This window comes from Streptomyces sp. NPDC051976 (genome assembly GCF_040680795.1).
Classification (GTDB): Bacteria; Actinomycetota; Actinomycetes; order Streptomycetales; family Streptomycetaceae; genus Actinacidiphila.
Window position 1 is genome coordinate 35109 of the sequence record NZ_JBFAXL010000032.1, and the last position, 17905, is coordinate 53013.

The window sequence follows — 17905 nt, forward strand, 5'->3', positions numbered from 1 at the left end:
TCGTCAGCGATCCGCTCGGAACGGCGTGCCGTCGACCGTGTGCTCCACGAAGCGGTTGTGCCCGAAGCTGTCCTCGCCCGCGACCATCACACAGCCGTGCCGCGCCAGGCTCGCCTCCGCGCCGAACTCCTGGAGCGTGTCGGAGTACGGGTAGACCCGCACCGACGTCGGCAGGTAGCGGGCCGCGTACCCGAGCCGCATGTCGTCGGTCAGCCCGGCGTGCGGGTGCGAGGCGTGCATCAGCGTCGACCAGAAGATGATGAACTGGCCCTGGCGCATCACCATGGACTGCGCCTTCGACTCGTCGGGGCTCCAGTCCGGGTCCTTCTGCAACTGCCGGTAGTCGTAGCCGAAGAAGCCGCGCCGGACGCTGCCCTTCTCCAGCTTGCCGATGGACTCCGCGTCGTACTCCATGACCTTCGACTCGTCGTAGTTCATCGACTTGTGCGAGCCGGGGATGAACTGGAGGCAGCCCATCTCGACGGTGGCGTCGGTGAAGGCCGACCAGACGGTGATGGTGCCGCCGAAGTCGGCGTCCTCGGGCCAGACGATCTGCGGGTGCTTGGAGCCCGCGACGTTGGAGAAGTTGTCGGCCTGGTGCCAGTCGGTGCCCTCGTCGCCCGGGTACTTGGGGAAGAACTCGGTGCGCCAGCACAGCACGTCGGGGCCGAGGATGCTCGCCAGCCGGTGGGTGATCTCCGGGCGGGTGATGTGCCCGGCGAGGAAGTCCACGTCGATGTGCCGGTCGTAGTTGGCGAGGTTGGTCACTCCGGACTGCGTACGGTCCTGGCCGTAGATCGCCCGCTTGGTGTTCAGCAGCTTCGGTCGCAGCGCCCGCAGGTTCCGCTCCATCTCGGCGGGTTCGTACAGGTCGAAAGGACCGATGTACCCGTCCCGGTGGAACTGCTCGACCTCCTGCGGGCTGAGTGCTAAGTCGCCGGTCGTGCCGCCTGTCAGGGCGTCCATGCCGCACCTCGTGGTCGTGTCGAGTGGGACGGTCCTCGCATCGTAATCGGGGGCCACGCGTACGTGGGTGCGATTTCGGAAACCTCGCCCGTTCCGCGGCCCGGCACCGGAAGGCCACCGGCCCCGCCCCCGGGTGCGCGAGTGCGCGGCCGGGGCGGGGCCGGTGAAGTGACCTGCGACTCCTACGGGAGAAGGCTCTTGAACTGCGGGCACAGATAGGTGATCGCGTCCTTCGCGTCGGTGATCTCTCCCGAGGCGATGGCCTGCTTCGCGACGGTGCGGCTCGCGTCGGCGGTGGAGGCGATGCGGTCGCAGGACTCCTGGCCGGTCTGCAGCACCGCCGAGGGGTCCATGCCCTTGGGCACCTTGCCGACCAGGTAGTCCCGCTGCCGGTCGGTGAACGTGCCGGTGGCCGGGGTGAGCTGGGACTTGGGCAGCGTCGCCGCGTGCCCGGTGGCCGGCGCCGACGACGGCTCGGTGGTGCCGTCGGGGCCGATACCGGGCGCCGAGGCGGCGGGCTTCTCGGCGGGCGCGGAGTGCTCCGCCTTCGCCGAGCCGCCGCTGCCGCATCCGGCCAGGAGGACCGTGGCCGCCGCCAGGGTGACGACGGCCGTGGCCAGCCTGGCCACCGGCCCGGTCACGGCTGTCCGAACGTGAGGACGAGCTGCGGGTGGCCCGAGGTGCCCGGGGCGTTGCGCGACCAGAACCACGCCGAGTCCGTGCCGGTCGACGTCAGCGCCAGGTCGTACGCGCTGCCCAGCCGGTCGCTGAGCGGCGCGACGGTCAGGGCCGTCGAGTAGTCCGTCTGCAGCGCGGACGGCGCGTTGATCGTGCCCAGCACCGTCGGGTCGAGCGCCGGCCGCCCGGTCCAGGTCACCCCGGTCTCCGTCCAGCTCCCCGTCACCGGCTGCACCGAGAAGCTGTTGGTGGAGGCGGCGTTGACGTCCGAGCTGGTGCGTACGGTCAGCTGGGCGCTCTTGAGCACCATTCCGCTGGGCGCGGCGGGCAGGTCGAACCGCAGGTACGAGGTGTACGCCGAGCTGCCGCGCACGGCGAGCTGCTGGTCGGCGCCGTAGTTCGCCGACGCCGCCGAGGCGTTGACGTACGCGTCCGCGGTGTCCTCCAGGGTCACCGTCGCCGACGTCGGGGTGCCCGCCGTGGTCACGCTGGCCGCAGCCGACTTGGCGCTGGTGTTGGCCACCGAGTCGCCCGCGGTGACCTGGTACGAGTACGTCGTACCGGGCTCCGTGGTGGTGTCGGTGAAGGACAGCGTCGGGACGATCCAGAACTTGGAGTCACCGGTGACCGTGCCGACCTGGGTGCCGTTGCGGTAGATCTTGTACGTCAGCGCCGAGTCGTCGAGGTCCAGGCTCGCCTGGAAGGTCACCTTGACCCCGCTGCCGGACCGCGCCGCGGTGACCTGCTGCGGGACCGAGGGGCTGCGGGTGTCGGGGGTGCTGGCGAAACGGACCAGGCCCTGCTGCGGCCGGTTGCCGTTGCTCGCGATCCGGGTGAACTCGCCGCCCACCCACATGTAGTCGGTGCTGCCGCTGGTCGCGGTGATGATCGCCCGCGGCCCGATCTGCTCGGTGCCCGCGGGACCGTCGTCGGTGTCGGGGAACCAGCTCAGCAGCGGCTTGGGGTTGTCCACCGACTCGGCGAGCAGGTGGTGCCGGTCGTTGGACTGCGGGAACTCGCCCATGCTGGAGCAGTCGTGCGCGTGCGAGCCGCTGTAGAGCGCGCCCTTGTACACCTGCACGGTCTGCGTCGCGCCCAGGCAGGTGTCGCGCCAGCGCTGGTTGAGGTCGCTGAAGTTCACCGCGATCCGGCCGTCGAACACCCCGCCGCCCGTGCCCTCGTTGCCGGTGTAGAAGCCGGTGGCGTCCTCGGCGAGGGTCTGCACGGTGGAGGTCGCCTGGATGAAGCCGGGGTACGTCTTCACGTTCGCGCCGGTCGTCGCGTTGACGACGGCCAGGGCGTGCGAGGAGGCGCCGTTGACGGTGTTGAAGTCACCGCCGACCACCACCTTGGTGCCGTCCGGGCTGACCAGCACGGCCTTGCCCGCCTTGTCGGCGTTGGCCACGAACGGCTTGAGTGCGCCCGTGGTGCTGACCGCCGCGAAGTGCTGGCGGGTCTGGCCGCCGACGGTGGTGAAGTTGCCCGCCAGGTAGACCGTGCCGCCCGCGGTCACGGTCAGGCCGCGGACCTGCGCGGACACCGACACCTTGAAGGTGGTCTTCACCTTGCAGGTGGCGATGTCGATGGCGGCCAGGTTGCTGGCCGGGGTGCCGCTCACCGCGCCGAACGTGCCGCCCACGTACAGCGTCGTCTTGTCCGGCGAGACCGCCATGGCCCGCACCGTCGCGGTGCCGCTGCCGACGGTGAAGGACAGCTTGCACGAGGTCGGCGCTCCCGTGGCGGCGTTGAACGCCTGGAAGTTGAGCGCGGACTGCTCGCTGGTGCCCGCGGCGGCGCCCGGCGGCCGGACCGCCGAGAAGGTGCCGCCCGCGAACACCACGCCGTTCGCCTCGGCCAGCGCCCAGACCACACCGTTGGTCTGCCAGGTGGGCAGGTCGTCGGCCGTCATGGCGACCGGCGGGGTGAGCGCCACCGCCTGGTGCGCCGAGGTGAATCCGATCAGCGAGGCTGCCGCGAGCGCGATCGCAGCCGTGAATGCCCCAGTTCTCCGCATGAGCCCCCCTGGCCCTGAACCCCCGCGGTCATTCGACCGCAACGTCCGGTAAGGCTAGCGTTTGCCGACGCGTTCGGGTGAGCCCGGGGAGACGACTGTTGCCGTCCTGTCACCGGCGGCCCCCGCACGGCACGATGGCGGGAACGCGTCGGCGCCCGGAGATTCCGCTTCCGCGTGCCTGTGCGCGTCCCGATCCGTACCGGAACGAAGGCTGGACGCACATGACCTTCCAGGACCTGCACGCACAGGGCGAGACGACCTTCGCGGCCCTCGTCCCCGGCGGTGCGCAGCGGCTCGCCGAGATCTTCCGGGTGGCTCCGGATCTGGCCGAGATGGCGGTCGGCACGGTCTACGGCCATCTGCACTCCCGGCCCGCGCTCGACCCCCGGACACGGCAGGCGGTGGCGCTCGCGGCGATCCTCGCCGCGGGCGTCGACGGCACACCGCTGGCCGTCCATCTGCGCACCGGGCTCGCCTCGGGGCTCGCGCCCGGTGAGATCGTCGAGATCCTGCTGGAGACGGCCGCGTTCGCCGGTTTCCCCCGCGCGGTGTCGGCGCTGCCCCGGATCGAGCGGGCGCTGGGCGACGCGGGCGGCCCCGTACCGCCGGACCCCACCCCGCGCGCCGCCGTACTCGACTGGCTGCGCGCCCCCGTCAACCCCCACCCCACGCTGCGCTCCCTGCTGGAGACCTGGCCGCTCCCCGCCGTCCAGACCACCGCCGCCGACCAGGCCGTCGCCGTCTTCGCCGACAGCGACCCCGCCGTCCCCCCACGCGCCGTGGTCCACTTCCGCGTCCGGCAGGGCGAGGTCACCGAGGTGACGGTACTGGCCGCGGCGGCCCCGGAAGCGACGGTGGACGACGGGCGCTAGCCGCGCGGGCGCCGATCCGACGCGCCGTACCCACGGCCGTGCGCGGCCGTCCCGCGCCGCGGCACGTTCGCGCCGACCGACCGACCGACCGACCGGGCCGCCGCGCCCCTCAACCGCCGTGCCGCCGGAGGTCGTTCAGACGACCGTCACCGCCGGGCCGTCCACCACGATCGCCTGGCCGTCGCGGAGGGCGCGGTGGGCGGTGCCGTTCGCGCGGTAGGTGGCGGCGACGGCGTCGAGGGCGGCGGACTCGGGGTGGCCGGGGGAGTCGACGTGCGGCACCACGGCGTAGTCGAGCACGCCGAGCCCGTCCCAGACGACGGGGTCGCCGTGGGTACGGGGCACCGCCTCGCTGTCGTCGCAGTGTTCGAGGCCGCGCAGACTGGGCGCCAGGACGCAGGCGCCCGCGCTGTACCCGGCGTACACCAGCGCGTCCTGGCGCAGCAGTTCGAGCAGCGCGGCGTCGGCGCCGCTACGGGCGAGCGCGTACCGGAGCATGAAGACGTTGCCCCCGCGGAGCCAGACCGAGGGGAAGGGGGCGAGCGCGCCCGCGAGGTCCGCCGCCGGCCGGTCGTAGTAGGCGCGCAGATCCAGTTCCACCGGATCGAGGCCGAGTTCACGCAGCGCGGTGACCTCGCGGGCGACCCCGGCGGCGCGGATGTCGGCGGGCTGGTCGTCCATCGCGTTGGCGATCACGGCCGTCCGGGCCGGGCCCGGCTCCCGGAGCAGGGCGAGCAGCCGCTCGGGATGGTCGCCGAGCCGGAAGGAGGACAGATACAGCCGCATGCCGCAATCGTAGTCAGCGGCCGGTCACGGCCTCGGGCCGCTGCGCGCCGCGCATGCCGGTGACGATCAGATCGACCCCGCGGCCGTAGTACAGCGCCTCGCTACCGCAGCTCGACATCGCGTCGGCGGCGGCCACCAGGTGCGGGTAGCGGTCCTCGGGCAGGGCGAGCAGCGCCGCCTTCTGCTCCCGGGCGGCTGCGGCCTCGTCGATCTCCGGGCCGCCGGTGCGCCCGGGCGCGGCGATCACCAGCGCGACCAGCGAGGACAGCGTCTGGGACGCGGTCTCCGCGGCCTGCTCGACGGGCATCCCGGAGCGCCGCAGCAGCGCCAGCGTCCGCTCGGTGATGTCGCGGCCCGGCGTCGAGGACAGGATGCGCGAGAACACGAGGGTGGCGGCGTTCGGATGCGGCCGCAGCGCCTCGACGAGCCCGGAGAGCAACTCCGTCATCTGCTCGTCCCACGGGCGTTCGTCGTGCTCGGGCAGCCGCACCTGCGCCAGCAGCCGCTCGATGACCGCGTCGAAGATGCCGTCCTTGTCGGGGAAGTGCCGGTAGAGCGCCATCGGCGTGACATCGTGCCGCTGGGCGACCCGCCGGATCGTGACGGCGTCCAGCCCTTCCCTGTCGGCCACCTCCAGGGCGGTCGAGATCAGAGCGTCCCTGTTCAGGCGCTTGGGTGCCGCCATCGATCCCTCCACCTCCGCACTCCCGGGCACAGGTGAGCGTACTGCGTGCGCGTCCGGCCCGGGGAGACGCGGGCGCGCATCCGATTTGCTACGGTTGAGGGAACCCGACGAGCGCGTCGTACCGGGACCCACGCAAAGACGACGCACCCCCGTAAGCACGAACCCCACGGAGGTGCCGTCATGGCATGGGTCTTTGTCGTTGTCGCAGGTCTGCTCGAAGTCGCCTGGTCGATCGGTATGAAGTACACCGACGGCTTCACCCGTGTGTGGCCGAGCCTGGCGACCGGCGCCGGAATCGTCGCGAGCATGCTGCTGCTCTCCCAGGCGGCGAAGTCGCTGCCGATCGGTACCGCCTACGGCGTGTGGGTCGGCATCGGCGCGGCCGGCGCCGCGGTCGTCGGCATGGCCGTCCTCGGCGAGCCCGCCACCGCCGCCCGGATCTTCTTCGTCTCGCTGCTGCTGGTCGCCGTGGTGGGCCTGAAGGCCACCTCCGGCCACTAGGACAGGCCCCTGGAGCGCAGCGCTCCGGCCACCGGGCCGCCCCTGAGAACCCCGCCGCACCCGCCCCCACCAGGGGTTCCCGGTGCGGCGGGAGCATGCCCGGCCCAAATTTAAGTTAATTAGTAATAATCGTTGACAGGGTGCGGCGCCACCGTCACAGTCATCGTCGTGGCGGCGCGCCCCCTCCCCGGGAGGCGGCCGTCCGCGTATCCCCAACTCTCGGGAGACTCACGTGATTTCGCATCGTTCAGGGATGACGCGTGCCCGGCGGGCCGCCGCGACGGCCGGCGCGGCCGCGCTCCTCGTGGCGGTCGTACCGGGCGCGGCGCAGGCCAGCGGCGGCGGACCCAAGGCCGGTCGCGCGGCCGGTCCCGCCGCCGACACCGGCGTCCCGGCGTACTACGACAGCGGTCTGGCGCCGACGCCGTACATGGGATGGAACACCTACTACGGGCTGGGCGCCCCGACCGAGACCCAGGTCAGAAGTGTCGCCGACTATCTGGTCAGCAGCGGTCTGCGCGACAGCGGTTACGACATCGTCTGGCTCGACGGCGGCTGGCAGGCCGACACCCCGCGCGACAGCGCCGGGAACCTGATCGCGAACCCCGAACGTTTCCCGTCCGGCATCCCGGCCCTGGTGAGCTATCTGCACCAGCGCGGGCTGAAGGCGGGCATCTACACCGACGCGGGGGACTACAACCCGGCCAACTGCGGTCTGGGCAGCCGCGGCCACTACCAGCAGGACGCCGACCTGTTCGCGGCCTGGAAGATCGACGCGGTCAAGGTCGACTTCCTCTGCGGTATCGGCGAGAAGCTCGATCCGGGCCCCGCCTACCAGCAGTTCAGCGACGCCCTGGCGACGTCGGGCCGCCCGATGATCCTCAACCTGTGCAACCCGCTCACCGACGACTGGGGGCTGCCGCACACCCCGGCGCAGGACGCGCACAACACCTTCGCCTACGCTCCCACGATCGCCGACTCCTGGCGCTCCGGCACCGACATCGCCTTCGGCTCGCCGACCGCGGGCGAGTTCCCCAACGTGCTGCGCAACATGGACGCCAACGCCTGGCACCCCGAGGCCCAGGGGCCCGGCCACTACAACGACCCCGACTACCTCATCCCGATGCGCAAGATGCCCGACGGCTCCTACGAGTTGAGCCAGGAGGAGTCCACGACGCAGCTCGTGATGTGGGCGGAGATGGCCTCACCGCTGGTCATCGGCTCCGACCCGCGCACCCTGCCGCGGTCGATGGTCGACACCCTGCGCAACCCCGAGATCCTCGCCGTGGACCAGGACCCGCTGGGCGTCCAGGGTGTACGGGTGGCCACCGACGCCACCGGTGACGTCTACAGCAAGGTCCTCGACGGGTCGGGGCGGCGGGCGGTGGTGCTGCTCAACCGTTCCGGCCAGGCGGCCGAACGCACCGTCTCCTTCCACGACGCGGGACTCACCGGCCAGGTCGCCGTCCGCGACCTGCGGGCGCGCGCCGACCGGGGGTCGTACACCGGCTCCTACACCGTCACCGTCCCCGCGCACGGCACCGCCTTCCTGCGGCTCACCGGGCAGGACGACGCCCCGGGAGTCTCGCTGGGCACCCGCTCCTCCGCGGACCCGGCGCTGGTGAGCGACGGCGCCACCATGACCGCCTTCACCCGTGGCGAGGGCGGCGAACTGCGCGCGCGGACGGCCACCGGCGGCGCCTGGTCGTCGCACACCACCGACCTCGGCGGCCCGACCCATGGTGCCTTCCTCGGCCAGCCCGCCGCGTACGGCTCGGCGGGCGGCCGGATCGACGTCTTCGTGCGCGGCACGGACGGCGCCGCGTACCGGCGGACGTACAGCGGCGGTCACTGGGGCGGCTGGCAGTACCTGGGCGGGTCCCTGGCGGACGCGCCGACCGTGGCCTTCGGCGGGCCCGACCAGTGGACGCTGTTCGCCACCGGCCGCGACGGCACGGTCGTCTCACGCGGCGCGCACACCGGATGGACCTCGATCGGGGCGCCCACCGGACTCGCCCTGTACGGGCGGCCGTCGGCCGTCGTGGACTCCGCGGGACGGGTGCACGTGGCCGTCCGCACCGCCGACGACTCGGTGTGGACGCGCGAGCGTGACGCGTCCGGCGCCTGGTCGGACTGGACGGGGCTGGGCGGCACCATCAGCGGCAGCCCGACGCTGGTCGCCACCGGCGGCACCGTACAACTCCTGGCGCGCGCCGGGGACTACACCCTCTGGCAGCGCGGCTACGACGCGGCGTCCGGCAGTTGGGGCGGCTGGTACCCGCGCACGCAGTTCGTCAGCGCGGTCTTCGACGGGGCGATGGGCGCCACGGCGGGGCCCGACGGCAGTGTGCTCGCGGTGTTCCGCGGGGTGGGCGGCGTCGTCCACCAGAGCGCGCTCTGACCGTGGTGCGAGCGTAAGTAAATAAATTAGGAATTAATCTTGACGCCGCCGCGGCGTCGCGACAGTCTGATCCAGCCGAACGAGAGACCGGCCGTCAGGGCGCCGGATCCCGTTCCGTGGGCGCAAAGGGAGTCCCATGAACACCTCGCAACCCAACCGCCGCCGGTTCCTGGCGGGCGTCGGCGCCGTCGGCGCGGGCGCCGTGATGAGCGGCTGCGTCACCTCCGGCACCTCCGGCGGCGGCGCGCAGTCCACCAGTGGCACGGTCACCCTCCAGTCCAACATCTCCGCGCCGCAGGCGAAGACGGCGATGCAGGACGTCGTCGCCGCGTACAACAAGCGCGGCGGCGCGAAGGCGAGCCTCAACACCGTGGCCGCCGAGACCTTCCGCACCCAGCTGCCGACGTACCTCACCTCGGCCAACCCGCCGGACCTGCTCACCTGGTACCCCGGCTCGGTCGCCGACGCGTACGCCAAGAAGGGCCTGCTGCTCGACGTCGGCGACATCTGGACCAAGGGCGACCTGGCCGGGTACTCCGAGGCGCTCAAGAAGCTGTGCACCGACTCGGCCGGCGCCAAGGTCTTCGTCCCCGTCAGCTACTACTGGTGGGGGATGTTCTACAAGAAGTCCAACTTCGCCAAGTGGGGCGTCCAGGAGCCCAAGACATGGGACGAGTTCACCGCCCTGTGCGAGACGCTGAAGTCCAAGGGCGTCACTCCGATCGGCCTCGGCGCGGGCAGCGGCACCCCCTGGGTGGCCTCCGCGTGGTTCGACTACCTCAACATCCGGATCAACGGCGCCGCGTACCACCGCGACCTGCTCGCCGGACGGCACCGCTTCGACGACCCCGAGGTGCACAAGGTCTTCGACAAGTGGGCGGAGATCCTGCCGTACTTCGACCCGAACGGCACCGCCCTGGCGTTCCAGGACGCCACCACGACCCTGCTCAGCGGCCACACCGGCATGATGCTGATCGGCACCTTCTTCGTCGACGGCGCGCCCAAGGGCGAGGCCGACGACATCGACTTCTTCCAGTTCCCGATCATCGACCCCAAGGTCCCGGTCGCCGAGGAGGGCCCCACCGACGGCTACTTCGCCAGCGCCAGGACCAAGCACACCTCCGAGGTCAAGGACCTGATGACCTGGATGGCGGGTGTGGAGTCCCAGGAGATCTACCTCAAGGGCTCCACCGGCACCACGCTGCCGACCAACCCCAGGGCGAAGGACTCCGGGACGCCGCTGGTGAAGAAGGGCCGGGCGCTGATCGAGGGCGCCGCCGACGTCACCCAGTTCTTCAACCGGGACTCCAGCGACGCCCTCCAGCCGACCGCGGACACCGCGCTGACCAAGTTCCTCGCCAGGCCCAAGGAGATCAACTCCATCCTCACCACCTGGCAGCGGGACGCGCAGAAGATCTGGAGCCAGTGAGATGGCGGTACTGACCGCCGCGGGCAGCCGTGCCGGGCGTTCCCGGCGCGGCCGCCGCGGCAGCGCGAGCCGGGTGCCGCCCGTGGTGCTCGCCTTCGTCCTGCTGCCGCTGCTCGCCGAGGCGTTCTGGGTGTTCTGGCCCGCCTTCCAGGGCTTCTACCTCTCCCTCACCAAGTGGGACGGCGTATCGGCGCCGCGGTTCGTGGGGCTCGGCAACTACCGGGAGATGATCCACGACACCGTCTTCCGCAGCGCGATGTTCCACACCGTGCTCTGGCTGGCGCTGTTCGGCGGGCTGTCGGCGGTGCTCGGCCTCGGCGCGGCGCTGCTCCTGCAGCAGGAGCGCCGCGGCGTCGCGGTCTACCGGGCGGCGCTCTTCCTGCCCGTCGTCTTCTCCCTGACCGCCACCGCGCTGGTCTGGCAGGCGATGTACCAGCCCGACGGGCTGATCAACAAGACGCTCTCCGGCGTCGGCCTCGGCAGCCTCACCCACCCGTGGCTGGCCGACCAGGACACCGCGCTCTACGCCGTGATCGTGCCCGCGCTGTGGCGCCAGATCGGCTACGTCATGGTGCTCTACCTCGCCGGGCTCAAGGGCATCGACCCGATGCTGTACGAGGCCGCCAAGGTCGACGGCGCCGGCCGCTGGCAGCAGTTCCGGCACATCACCCTGCCGCAGCTCAGCAGCGTCAACGCCGTGGTGCTGTCGGTCATCATCATCGACAGCCTGCGCTCCTTCGACGTGGTGTGGGCGCTCACCAAGGGCGGCCCGTACCACTCCTCCGAACTGCTGAGCACCTACATGTACTCCACCGCCTTCCAGTCCCTGCGGCTCGGCTACGGCTCCGCGCTCGCCGTCGTCATCTTCGTGCTGGCCTTCGGCGTCATCGCCTCCTACCTGGTCCGCGCGTTCAAGGAGGCCGACTGATGACCGTCACCCACGCCGCGGCCGCCCCGCCCGCCACCCGCACCGGCGCCGCCGCCCCCGAGCCGGCCGGGCGGACCCGGCGTCCGCGCGGCCGGCGATGGGCCACCGCCGCCTTCCACACCGGCGCCTCGCTGATCTCCGTGGTCTGGCTGATCCCGATCGCCGTCGTCCTGGCCACCGCGACCCGGTCCTTCGACGACATCGCCGCCCACGGACTCGGCGCGCTCCCGCACAGCTTCACCCTCGGCGCCTTCCGCCAGGCATGGGTCGACGGCGGCCAGCAGCAGGCCCTCGTCAACAGCATGATCGTCACCGTCCCGACCGTGCTGGTCACCCTGCTGCTGGCGTCCATGGCCGCCTTCGCGCTCAGCCGCTACGACGTGCCCTTCCGGCGGGTCCTGCTGCTGCTCATGCTCAGCGGCAACCTGCTGCCCCCGCAGATCCTGCTGATCCCGGTCTCCAAACTCAGCGAGCGGCTGGGCATCTACGACTCCCTCTACTCGCTCATCGGCGTCCAGATCGGCTTCGGCGTCGGCTTCTACGTCTTCGTGCTGCACGGCTTCATGCGGGCCATCCCCGCGGAGATCCAGCAGGCCGCCGTGATCGACGGCGCGAGCCCCTGGCAGATCTACTCGCGGATCATCCTGCCGCTGGCCAGGCCCGCGCTGGCGGCGCTGACGTCGCTGGCGTTCACCTGGATCTTCAACGACCTGCTGTGGGCGATCACCGTGCTGCGCACCGACAGCAAGATGCCGATCACCGCCTCACTGCTGGGCCTCCAGGGCCAGTACGTGTCGCAGTGGAACGTCATCGCGGCGGGTTCCGTCATCGCCGCCGCCCCGACCGTCCTGGTCTTCCTCCCTTTCCAGCGGCACTTCGTGGCCGGACTCAACCTGGGAGCGGTGAAGTGACCGCCGCCGCACCGGAGTCGGCGCCCGCCGAGGAGCGCTGGCTGCTGCGCACCGAGCACACCGTCTACGCGGTACGGCTCGCCGACGGCGGCCGGTGGGCGGAACTCGCCGCCTGGGGTCCGCACGGGGCCGAGACCGGCCCCTCCCCGCTGGACTGGTCGCGCCGCACGCACTTCCTCACGCCCGCCGACGCCGCCCCGGCCGAGTACATCCCGCTCGGCCTGCGCCCCTTCACGGGCGCCGACCTGATCGCCGGCACCCCCGGCGGCGACCGCGGCGTGTGGTGGACCTTCACCCGGGCCGTATCGAGCGGCGACCGTGCGCTGCGGCTGGAGTTCACCGACGAGAAGCTCGGCCTGCTGGTCGCGCTGTGCTACGAGACCGTGCCCGGCACCGATGTGCTGCTCCGCTGGACCGAACTGACCTGCACCGCGGCCGAGGAGATCCGGCTGGAACGCTTCGACTCCGCCGCGGTGAACATCCCCGTCGAGGGCGGCGCCCGGCTCACCTACCTCACCGGGCAGTGGTCGCAGGAGTTCCAGCGCACCCGACTCGACCTGGTACGCGGCCGGTTCGAGATGGGCTCCACCCAGGGCGTGCCCGGCCACGCCTACGCGCCGTGGCTCGCCGTCCAGGACGCCGCCGCCCCGCCGGAGGGCGCCACCCCCACCTACGGGGTCGCCCTGGAGTGGCCGGGCAACTGGCACCTCACCGCCGAGGCCGAGCCGGGCGGCCTGGTCCGGGTACGGGCCGGACGGGTGCCGCACGAGGGCCAGGTGCCGCTGCGGCCCGGCGCCACCCTGCGCACCCCGCGGCTGGCCTGCGCCTTCAGCCCCGAAGGGCTCGACGGCCTGACCCGCGTCTGGCACCGCTACGAGCGACACCTCGGCGGCGAGCGGGCCCGCCGTACCCGCAAGGTGCTCTACAACTCCTGGGAGGCCACCGGCTTCGACGTCACCGCGGACGCCCAGCTCGAACTGGCCGCGCTCGCCGCCCGGATGGGCGCCGAACTCTTCGTGGTGGACGACGGCTGGTTCCGCGGCCGCCACGACGAGAGCGGCGGGCTCGGCGACTGGTACGCCGATCCGGCGAACTTCCCCCAAAGCTTCGACCACTTCATCGGCCGGGTGCGTGCCACCGGGCATGGACTTCGGCCTGTGGGTCGAGCCCGAGGCGGTCAGCCCGAAGTCCGAGCTGTACGCGGCGCACCCGGAGTGGGCGTACCGTATCGACGGCCGCCCGGCCACCCTGGTCCGCGAGCAGCTGCTGCTGGACCTCGGCCGCCAGGACGTCCAGGAGTTCGTCCTGGCCACCCTGGACCGGCTGCTGGGCGCGCACGCGATCAGCTACCTCAAGTGGGACATGAACCGCCCGCCGACGGAACGCGGCCGCCCCGGCGACGGCCCCGCGGAGCCGGACCTCGACGCCGCCCATGTCGCGGGCTATCTGCGGGTCCTCGACCATCTGCGCGCCCGGCACCCGCACGTCACCGTCGAGGGCTGCGCGGGCGGCGGCGGCCGGATCGAGCACGCCACCCTCGCCAGGACCGACGTGGTGTGGCCCAGCGACAACACCGCGCCGCTCGACCGGCTGGCGATCCAGTTCGGCTACCTGCTCGCGCACGCCCCGCACACCATGAGCTCCTGGGTCACCGACGCGCCCGGCGTGTTCGACCCCCGGCCGCGCTCACTGGCGTTCCGCTTCGTGCTGGCCGCGGCGGGTGTGCTCGGCATCGGCGCCGACATCCGCGCCTGGAGCCAGGAGGAGCGGGACGAGGCCGCCGCCTGGGTGGCCCGCTACAAGGAGGTCCGCGACGTCGTCCACCACGGTGAGGCCCGGCTGCTCGGCACGCCCGCGGACGCCACCTGCGGGGTGCAGTACGACGCGGGCGGCCGCACCGTCGTGGCCGCCTGGAGCACCGGGCGGCTGGACGGCGCGCCGCTGGTCCCCGGCCGGGCCGCCCGGCTGCGGCTGCGCGGACTCGACCCCGCCGCGCACTGGACGGACGCCGCGACCGGCACCCGGTACAGCGGCGCGTACCTGCTGCACTCGGGGCTGCCGTTCGCCTGGACCGGTGGTCACGACGCCGAACTCGTCGTCCTGGAGCGGCAGTAGCCGCCGGCCGCACCGGGCGTCACTAAAGTCGCCGACAGATCACGCCTGACAGCCGTACTCACCACCTGAGGAGTCGACCCGCCCCATGAACGCACCCACCCGATTCGCCGGCCAGGTGGCCGTGGTCACCGGAGCCGCCTCCGGTATCGGCGCGGCCACCGCCGAACGGCTGGCGGCCGAGGGCGCCGGCGTGGTTCTCGCCGATGTCGCGGCCGACCGGGGCGAGGCGGTCGCCGCGGGTATCAGGGACAAGGGCGGCCGGGCCGCCTTCGTGGCGGCGGACGTCGCCGGCGAGGGCGACTGGGAGCGGATCGTCACCGCCGCGCACTCCTTCGGCCCCGTCGCGGTGCTGGTGAGCAACGCCTTCACCGTCGACGTGGCCCCGGCGCACGAGCTGACCGCCGCCTCCTGGGAGCGGCAGCTCGCCGTCAACCTCACCGGCGGCTTCCTCGGCGTCCGCGCGCTGCTGCCCGATCTGCGGGCCGGGCAGGGCGCGGTCGTGCTCACCTCGTCCGTCCACGCGTACAAGGGCATCCCCGGCCACCCGGCCTACGCCGCCTCCAAGGGCGCGCTGCTCTCCCTGTGCGGGCAGCTCGCCGTCGAGTACGGACCCGCGGTACGGGTCAACGCGGTGGTGCCGGGACCGATCCTCACCGCGGCCTGGGACCGGGTCGCGGAGGCGGACCGGGAGCGCAGCGTGGCGGAGACCGCGGCCGGGCGCTTCGGCCGGCCCGACGAGGTCGCGGCGGCCATCGCCTTCCTCGCCTCCGCCGAGGCGTCGTACATCACAGGAACGAGCCTGATCGTGGACGGTGGCTGGAGTGTCACCAAGGCCTCGGCCTGACCGCCGTCCCCCGACCGACCAGCAGAGAGGCAGAATCAAGATGACGCCATACGCGCGCCGCGGAGTGCACGGGCAGACCGTGGAGACGCTCGCGCGCCGGGTGCTCAGCGGCGAGATCCCCGAAGGGGCGACACTCGATCTCGTGGCGCTGCAGAGCGAGTTGGACGTCAGTCTGACCGCGTTGCGCGAATCGCTGAAGGTCCTGGCGGCCAAGGGGATGGTCGACGCGCGGCAGAAACGCGGCACGTTCGTCAGAGCCCGCGCGGACTGGAACCTGCTCGACGCCGACGTGCTGCGCTGGCAGTTCGCGGGCGGCCCGAGCACCGGCGCCGACCTGGGCCTGCTGCGCAACCTGGGCGAGGTCCGCGGGATCATCGAACCGGCCGCGGTACGGCTGGCCGCGGTCCGCCGCACCGAGGACGACCTGGTGGCGCTGGACACCGCGCTCACCGCGATGGGCGAGGACGAGGGCGGCGCCGCCCACGCGGTCGAGGCCGACCTCGCGTTCCACCGGGCGCTGCTCGCGGCGACCCACAACGAACTGCTGGAACGCATGGAGATGGTCATCGAGTCCGGCCTCGCGCACCGGGACGAGATCGTGCACTCCTCCCCGCACGGCGAGGACCCGGTGCCCAGCCACCGCGCCGTGCTCGACGCCGTACGCGACCAGGACCCGGACGCGGCGGAGCGCGCCATGCGGGCCCTGCTCGACCAGGCCGTCCGCGACCTCGACCTGGTGCACGGCGCGTCCACCCGGGACGCCGCTCCAGCCGGCACCCCCGAGGCGCCCGGGGCGGCGCAGTGAAGATCGTGCGGGTCGAGACCTTCCTCGTGCCGCCCCGCTGGCTGTTCTGCCGGATCGAGACCGACGAGGGCGTCGTCGGCTGGGGGGAGCCCGTCGTCGAGGGCCGCGCCGAAGTGGTGCGGGCCGCCGTCGACGTACTCGCCGAGTACCTGATCGGCCAGGACCCGCTGCGGATCCAGGACCACTGGCAGGTGCTCACCAAGGGCGGCTTCTACCGCGGCGGCCCGGTGCTCTCCAGCGCCGTCGCCGGGCTCGACCACGCCCTGTGGGACATCGCGGGCAAGACCTACGGCGCTCCGGTCCACGCGCTGCTCGGCGGAGCGGTCCGCGACACCGTACGCGTGTACGCCTGGGTCGGCGGCGACGAGCCGTCCCGGCTGACCGACGAGGTCACCGCCCAGGTCGAGGCCGGGTTCACCGCGGTGAAGATGAACGCGGCGGGCCGCACCGACCCGATCGGCACCCCCGCCGCGACCGCCGCCGTGGTCGAGCGGGTGACCGCCGCGCGGGAGGCGCTCGGACCGCACCGCGATGTCGCGGTCGACCTGCACGGCCGCTTCACCCCGGCCGGCGCCCGCCGGGTGCTGCACGCGATCGCGCCGCTGCACCCGCTGTTCGTAGAGGAACCGCTGCTGCCCGAGCAGGGCCATCTGCTGCCGGGCCTCGTCGCCTCGACCGGCGTGCCGATAGCCACCGGCGAACGCCTCTACGGCCGCGCGGAGTTCCTGCCCGCGCTCGCCGCGGGCATCGCCGTGGCCCAGCCCGACCTCAGCCACGCGGGCGGCATATCCGAGGTCACCCGGATCGCCGCCCTCGCCGAGACCTACGGCGCGCAGCTCGCCCCGCACTGCCCGCTGGGCCCGATATCGCTCGCCGCCAGCCTCCAAGTAGCCTTCTGCACCCCCAACTTCCTCATCCAGGAGCAGAGCCTCGGCATCCACTACAACAAGGACGCCGACCTGCTGTCGTACCTGATGGACCCCGAACCGTTCCGGTTCACCGACGGACAGGCCCGACGTACCGGACTGCCGGGCCTGGGCGTCAGCGTCGACGAGGACGCGGTCCGCGCCGCCGACCGCAGCGGCCACGCCTGGCGCAACCCGGTGTGGCGGCACGCGGACGGCTCGTTCGCGGAGTGGTGAGCGCCATGACCGGATCCACCGGCGCCCCCGCCGTCCGCGCGGTCACCGACCCGGCGCACGGCGGGCGCTGGACCTCGCTGCGGGCCGGGGCACGGGAATGGCTCTGGCACCGTGACGAGCCCCGCCGCGCCGACGTCCGCCCCGGCGACGCCTTCGCCGACGCGGGCGGCCTGGAGGAGTGCCTGCCGACCGTGCGCGGAATGCCGGACCACGGCGACGTCTGGGCGCGGCCGTGGTCGCGCGACGGCGGCACCGAGTCCGTCGCGACCCCGGACTTCCGCCTCACCCGCCGGATCCGCGACCGGCCCGACGGACTCACCGCCGACTACCGGCTGACCGCCGCGCCCGGCTACCGCTTCCTGTGGGCCGCCCACGCGCTGCTCGACGTCTCCCCGTCCGCCCGGCTCGGCATCGCCGACGGTGCCCCGGCGCGGCTCTACCCGGACGGCGGCGCCGACTGGACGCCGTTCACCTGGCCGGACGCGGGCGGTGTCCGGTACGACCTGCTCGGCCCCGACGACGGTACGGCCCTCGGCGCGGTCGTCGGCGCCGCGCGGGTGTCGGTGCACGACGGCGCCGACACGCTGCGGCTGGCGGTCGAGGCCGAGGGCCAGCCGGTCTCGGTCGCGCTCTGGCGCAACCTGCGGGGCTTCCCTGAGCACGCTCCGTACCGCTCGATCGGCGTCGAGCCGATGCTGGGCCGGGTCTTCGACCTCGGCGCGGCGGGGGAGGGCGACGCCGCCGAGGTGCCCGCCTCCGGTGAGGTCCGCTGGCGGCTGACCGTCGGCGCGACCCGCGCCTGACCACACCGATTCACGGTGCCGCACC

At 72.7% G+C, this 17905-nt stretch carries 15 protein-coding genes and 1 pseudogene; 11 read left to right on the forward strand and 5 right to left on the reverse strand.

Features of this window, described 5'->3' with window-relative positions:
• Nucleotides 1-3: 3 nt before the first annotated feature.
• The 3 genes from AB0M29_RS27530 to AB0M29_RS27540 all read right to left on the reverse strand — a co-directional run bounded on the left by AB0M29_RS27530 (nt 4) and on the right by AB0M29_RS27540 (nt 3658).
• Nucleotides 4-966: a chlorinating enzyme gene (locus AB0M29_RS27530; protein WP_365387232.1), complete on the reverse strand. Its 963-nt coding sequence runs from the start codon at nt 964-966 to the stop codon at nt 4-6.
• Nucleotides 967-1148: 182 nt separating this feature from the next.
• Nucleotides 1149-1607: a hypothetical protein gene (locus AB0M29_RS27535; RefSeq protein WP_365387234.1), complete on the reverse strand. Its 459-nt coding sequence runs from the start codon at nt 1605-1607 to the stop codon at nt 1149-1151.
• Nucleotides 1604-3658 (reverse strand): DNRLRE domain-containing protein, encoded by a 2055-nt coding sequence (locus AB0M29_RS27540; protein WP_365387235.1) that lies wholly within the window; start codon nt 3656-3658, stop codon nt 1604-1606. Before AB0M29_RS27540 ends, AB0M29_RS27535 begins: the two co-directional genes overlap by 4 nt.
• 221 nt (nt 3659-3879) lie before the next feature.
• Between AB0M29_RS27540 and AB0M29_RS27545 the strand changes: the two genes are divergently transcribed.
• On the forward strand, nt 3880-4530 hold the full coding sequence (locus AB0M29_RS27545) for a carboxymuconolactone decarboxylase family protein (RefSeq protein WP_365387236.1): 651 nt from the start codon (nt 3880-3882) through the stop codon (nt 4528-4530).
• A 135-nt stretch (nt 4531-4665) separates the two neighbouring features.
• Here the strand turns inward: AB0M29_RS27545 and AB0M29_RS27550 are convergent, their stop codons facing one another.
• Together AB0M29_RS27550 and AB0M29_RS27555 are read right to left on the reverse strand one after the other, a co-directional pair.
• A complete protein-coding gene (locus tag AB0M29_RS27550; protein WP_365387238.1) occupies nt 4666-5316 on the reverse strand; it encodes a Type 1 glutamine amidotransferase-like domain-containing protein in 651 nt (216 codons plus the stop codon).
• 13 nt (nt 5317-5329) lie between these two features.
• A complete protein-coding gene (locus tag AB0M29_RS27555; RefSeq protein WP_365387241.1) occupies nt 5330-6001 on the reverse strand; it encodes a TetR/AcrR family transcriptional regulator in 672 nt (223 codons plus the stop codon).
• A gap of 180 nt (nt 6002-6181) precedes the next feature.
• On the opposite strand from AB0M29_RS27555, the gene AB0M29_RS27560 reads away from it, so the two are divergent.
• The 10 genes and pseudogenes from AB0M29_RS27560 to AB0M29_RS27605 all read left to right on the forward strand — a co-directional run bounded on the left by AB0M29_RS27560 (nt 6182) and on the right by AB0M29_RS27605 (nt 17880).
• A complete protein-coding gene (locus tag AB0M29_RS27560; RefSeq protein WP_365387243.1) occupies nt 6182-6502 on the forward strand; it encodes a multidrug efflux SMR transporter in 321 nt (106 codons plus the stop codon).
• A gap of 253 nt (nt 6503-6755) precedes the next feature.
• On the forward strand, nt 6756-8903 hold the full coding sequence (locus AB0M29_RS27565) for a glycoside hydrolase family 27 protein (protein ID WP_365387246.1): 2148 nt from the start codon (nt 6756-6758) through the stop codon (nt 8901-8903).
• 136 nt (nt 8904-9039) lie between these two features.
• Nucleotides 9040-10332 (forward strand): ABC transporter substrate-binding protein, encoded by a 1293-nt coding sequence (locus tag AB0M29_RS27570; RefSeq protein WP_365387248.1) that lies wholly within the window; start codon nt 9040-9042, stop codon nt 10330-10332.
• Nucleotide 10333: 1 nt separating this feature from the next.
• Nucleotides 10334-11260, forward strand: a complete 927-nt coding sequence (locus AB0M29_RS27575) for a sugar ABC transporter permease (protein WP_365387249.1) — start codon at nt 10334-10336, stop codon at nt 11258-11260.
• Entirely contained in the window at nt 11260-12171 is a 912-nt protein-coding gene (locus AB0M29_RS27580) for a carbohydrate ABC transporter permease (RefSeq protein WP_365387252.1), read from the forward strand. The genes AB0M29_RS27575 and AB0M29_RS27580 overlap by 1 nt, the downstream gene beginning before the upstream one ends.
• Nucleotides 12168-14286: pseudogene (locus tag AB0M29_RS27585) on the forward strand (alpha-galactosidase). Before AB0M29_RS27580 ends, AB0M29_RS27585 begins: the two are co-directional and overlap by 4 nt.
• 85 nt (nt 14287-14371) lie before the next feature.
• Nucleotides 14372-15130 carry an SDR family oxidoreductase gene (locus AB0M29_RS27590; RefSeq protein ID WP_365387254.1) on the forward strand — a complete coding sequence of 253 codons (759 nt, stop codon included), beginning with the start codon at nt 14372-14374 and terminating at the stop codon, nt 15128-15130.
• A 40-nt stretch (nt 15131-15170) separates the two neighbouring features.
• Nucleotides 15171-15935 carry a FadR/GntR family transcriptional regulator gene (locus AB0M29_RS27595; RefSeq protein WP_365387255.1) on the forward strand — a complete coding sequence of 255 codons (765 nt, stop codon included), beginning with the start codon at nt 15171-15173 and terminating at the stop codon, nt 15933-15935.
• On the forward strand, nt 15932-17077 hold the full coding sequence (gene dgoD, locus AB0M29_RS27600) for a galactonate dehydratase (RefSeq protein WP_365387258.1): 1146 nt from the start codon (nt 15932-15934) through the stop codon (nt 17075-17077). The genes AB0M29_RS27595 and dgoD overlap by 4 nt, the downstream gene beginning before the upstream one ends.
• 5 nt (nt 17078-17082) lie before the next feature.
• Nucleotides 17083-17880 (forward strand): hypothetical protein, encoded by a 798-nt coding sequence (locus AB0M29_RS27605; RefSeq protein ID WP_365387260.1) that lies wholly within the window; start codon nt 17083-17085, stop codon nt 17878-17880.
• Nucleotides 17881-17905: the final 25 nt, after the last annotated feature.

Excerpts from the sequence above, each read along its gene's own strand:
- AB0M29_RS27560 (WP_365387243.1), top strand. The coding sequence starts at position 6,182 with ATGGCATGGGTCTTTGTCGTTGTCGCAGGTCTGCTCGAAGTCGCCTGG.
- AB0M29_RS27605 (WP_365387260.1), top strand. The coding sequence starts at position 17,083 with ATGACCGGATCCACCGGCGCCCCCGCCGTCCGCGCGGTCACCGACCCG.
- AB0M29_RS27555 (WP_365387241.1), bottom strand. The coding sequence starts at position 6,001 with ATGGCGGCACCCAAGCGCCTGAACAGGGACGCTCTGATCTCGACCGCC.
- AB0M29_RS27530 (WP_365387232.1), bottom strand. The coding sequence starts at position 966 with ATGGACGCCCTGACAGGCGGCACGACCGGCGACTTAGCACTCAGCCCG.
- AB0M29_RS27565 (WP_365387246.1), top strand. The coding sequence starts at position 6,756 with ATGACGCGTGCCCGGCGGGCCGCCGCGACGGCCGGCGCGGCCGCGCTC.
- AB0M29_RS27590 (WP_365387254.1), top strand. The coding sequence starts at position 14,372 with ATGAACGCACCCACCCGATTCGCCGGCCAGGTGGCCGTGGTCACCGGA.
- AB0M29_RS27545 (WP_365387236.1), top strand. The coding sequence starts at position 3,880 with ATGACCTTCCAGGACCTGCACGCACAGGGCGAGACGACCTTCGCGGCC.
- AB0M29_RS27575 (WP_365387249.1), top strand. The coding sequence starts at position 10,334 with ATGGCGGTACTGACCGCCGCGGGCAGCCGTGCCGGGCGTTCCCGGCGC.
- AB0M29_RS27540 (WP_365387235.1), bottom strand. The coding sequence starts at position 3,658 with ATGCGGAGAACTGGGGCATTCACGGCTGCGATCGCGCTCGCGGCAGCC.
- AB0M29_RS27580 (WP_365387252.1), top strand. The coding sequence starts at position 11,260 with ATGACCGTCACCCACGCCGCGGCCGCCCCGCCCGCCACCCGCACCGGC.
- AB0M29_RS27570 (WP_365387248.1), top strand. The coding sequence starts at position 9,040 with ATGAACACCTCGCAACCCAACCGCCGCCGGTTCCTGGCGGGCGTCGGC.
- AB0M29_RS27595 (WP_365387255.1), top strand. The coding sequence starts at position 15,171 with ATGACGCCATACGCGCGCCGCGGAGTGCACGGGCAGACCGTGGAGACG.
- AB0M29_RS27550 (WP_365387238.1), bottom strand. The coding sequence starts at position 5,316 with ATGCGGCTGTATCTGTCCTCCTTCCGGCTCGGCGACCATCCCGAGCGG.